General features: G+C 62.8%; 2 protein-coding genes. Both read right to left on the bottom strand.

All coding sequences use genetic code 11. The features are described 5' to 3' along the window. On the bottom strand, nt 1-1,239 hold a 1,239-nt coding region (locus AC1DT3_RS16815), incomplete at its 3' end, for an NAD(P)/FAD-dependent oxidoreductase (RefSeq protein ID WP_477466384.1). Beyond that, nucleotides 1,236-2,955 (bottom strand): adenylate/guanylate cyclase domain-containing protein (locus AC1DT3_RS16810; RefSeq protein ID WP_477466383.1); only part of this gene is annotated, 1,720 nt, incomplete at its 5' end. The genes AC1DT3_RS16810 and AC1DT3_RS16815, both read right to left, overlap by 4 nt.

Raw genomic sequence — 2,955 nt, 5'->3', positions numbered from 1 at the left:
ACCGAACGGTTCGAACAGACGGAAGCGATCACTTTCACCGGCGATCGCTTCCGCAATGAGCGTCCCCCCCAGCGCCGTCGTATTCATCCCGTGTCCACCGAACGCGGTGCAATACCAGACACCCGGCGACGATTGCCCGATCTGCGGCATCAGGTGCCGCGCATACGACATCAGCCCCGACCACGCCATCTCCGTCTTGAGAGCGGACAATTGCGGATAGGTCGATCGCAATTGCCGTTGAAGGAGAGCGGCAATGCTTCTCGGCTCGGTTGTGCGTGTCGTGATGCGGCCGCCCCACAAGATACGTGTCCCACCATCGACGAGACGGTAATAGTCGCCGGCCCTGCGATCATCGAGAACCGCCGCCGATGTTCGTATGGCGTCGCGAACGAGCTCCGGCGCCTGCTCCGTCAATAGGACGTATGTGGCGATCGGCAGATAAGACCGTCGCAACGATGGAAATATGCCGCCCGTGTAGCCGCCCGTCGCAAACACCACATGCTCGGTCTCGATTTCCGCATGCGCCGTTCGCAGCCGCTTGAGAGGTCGATCGAGATCGGCTGCGACGGCGGCTGAATCCTCATGAATGCGAACGCCGAGTCGCGCGGCCTCGCGCGCGAGACCTCTCGCGTAGGCGAGCGGGTTGAAATGGAAGGCGTCCTCGTCGAGAAGCGCCTCGTGATACGCATCGGAGTGAAGCACCGCGCGCAGCGCTTTCTGCGCGTAGTGCGTTTGCCTCAGGCCGAAATCGCGTTCCATGCGATCGCGCGTCTTGAGCAAAGCACCATGGGGATCGTACCGCACCGCCTTTATGATTCCGGGTACGGGCGCCGCGTCGGGAGCGAGCGACGCGATATTGCGCCGAATGACATCGACCCCCTCGATGGATAGCCGAAAGAGCGCCTTGGCTTGATCCGCTCCCACCATCCGCTCGATCGCGGAAAGCGATGTCGCGTAACCCGCCGAAACGAAACCTCCGTTTCGGCCGGACGCTCCCCAAGCCACGCGGTGGGCTTCCAAAACGACCACCGACCGTCCGCTTCGCGCAAGAGTCAGGGCTGCGGTCAGGCCGGCCAATCCCGCGCCGACAATGCAGACGTCCGCGCTGATCGCGCCACGCGCCGCGGGATAGCGCTCTGTTTCGGACAGTGCTCGGCTGTAGTAGGTATCGGGATCGGAGGTCATAGCGAGGGCCCGGTCAATGCGCGGCAACCGCGGCGCGGCAATGCGAAGCGTCAAGCATCATCGCCGATCTTTTCTCCGCTCTGGATCTTCGTGCGGCAGCGTTCCAGATAGATCCGGAAGAGCAGATCCTCCGGCGCCTGCGCAATCAACTGCTCGAGCTGTGCCATCGCTGCGCGGATATCACCCGCATGATAGCTCGCCTGCGCGGCGTTCCAGCCCTCCAGCGTCTGTCCCCGTTCGGGCAGGGGGCGCAGCTCGGGCTCGTCGGCGATCTCGACGCCGAGTAGCTCATAGACCGCCATCGCCGTATGAGCACCCTCCGGGATCGCGTGGTCGACGAAGCGAAATATGTAATTGTCGCTCGCTGCCGCGCGAACGGCGTCGCTCACGAGAATGGTGGTCGCGTAGCGCTTGTTCAGTTTCTCGAAGCGAGACGCCATGTTTACGGTGTGGCCGAGCGCCGTGTAATTGACTCGATCGACCGAGCCGACATTGCCGACGACCGCATCGCCGGTATGAAGACCGAAACGGGTTCGCATCGGCAACCCGCCCTCGGCGATGAACTGATCGTTCAGGACGTCGAGGCGGCGCGAAGCGCGCAGGGCGCCGAGACAGGCGAGTGAGACATGATCCTCGCGCGCCTCGGGCGCATTCCAGAATGCCATGATGCTGTCGCCGATATACTTGTCGATGGTCGCGCCCGATCGCAGAAGCTCGTTGCCGACTTCGCTGAAATAGCGCGACGTCCTCGCCATGACTTCTTCCGGATCGAGTTCCTCGGMAATCGTCGTGAAGCCTGCGATGTCTGAGAACAAGACCGTGATCGGCTGCCTCGTGCCGCCGAGTTCGGATGAAAATTTGCGCCCGATGATGCCGCGCACGAGCGCGCGCGGTACGTAGCGCATGAAGGTGCTCATCACCAGTTCGAGCGTGTCGAGCGCGCGCGTCAGTTCCTGGATTTCCTCAACGCGTGGCTGCGGACGTTTGGGGTGCCCGAACTCGAATCGCATGATGCGGCGGATGTCTTCCGCGGCGACCCGCAAGGGCTGCGACAAACGGCGTGACGCAAGCAGGACGATCAGCAGTGCCAGAATGACCGATGCAGCACTGATCAAAAGCAGGTTGCTCCGAATCTGCTCGGCAGGACCCAGCAAGGTCTCATAGGGAACGGCGAGGCTGATATAGAGATCCCCGAAGCCGTCGCCGATTTTTTCGGTGCGGCCGAAATAACTCTCGTCGTCGACAGAGAACGTGGCGTTCTCTGTCTGCCCTTTCAGGGCGGCAAACGAGCGGTACATCGTCGAAAGCAAGGGCGATTTGAGGTCTGTGACCTTGAGAAGCCTCGCTTCCTTGTCGGCCTCCTGGATCTGGCGGTAGAGATCGCCGCGCGGATGGGCGATCAACGTGCCGGCTTCGTCGAAGATGACCAACTCGAGCTCAGGCGGGAATCGAAGCTTGTCGAGATAGAGATCGAGGCTGGCAAGCGTCATGTCGATGCCGAAGACGGCGTCGCTGTTGCGAAGGGCTTGCCGCGCCAGTGTGATGCCGGCCTCGGGTACGTTGGCGAACCGGTAGGGCGCGGTTATGATCGGGCGATCGCTGGTCAGGCTCGGGGCGTACCATGGCCGCTTGCGCGGATCGAAGGTCGTCGGTTGCGGCGGGATGCGTCGCAACTCTCGTCCTTCACGGTCGACCACGAGCCACCGCGCGGTCGGCCCCGTCGGCGCGGTCTCGATGATCATGAAGGCGTAGGCGGCGCCGGCAGGGGGC

This window comes from Microvirga sp. P4_G7, assembly GCF_056401005.1.
This window is presented reverse-complemented; position numbering and strand designations above follow the sequence as displayed.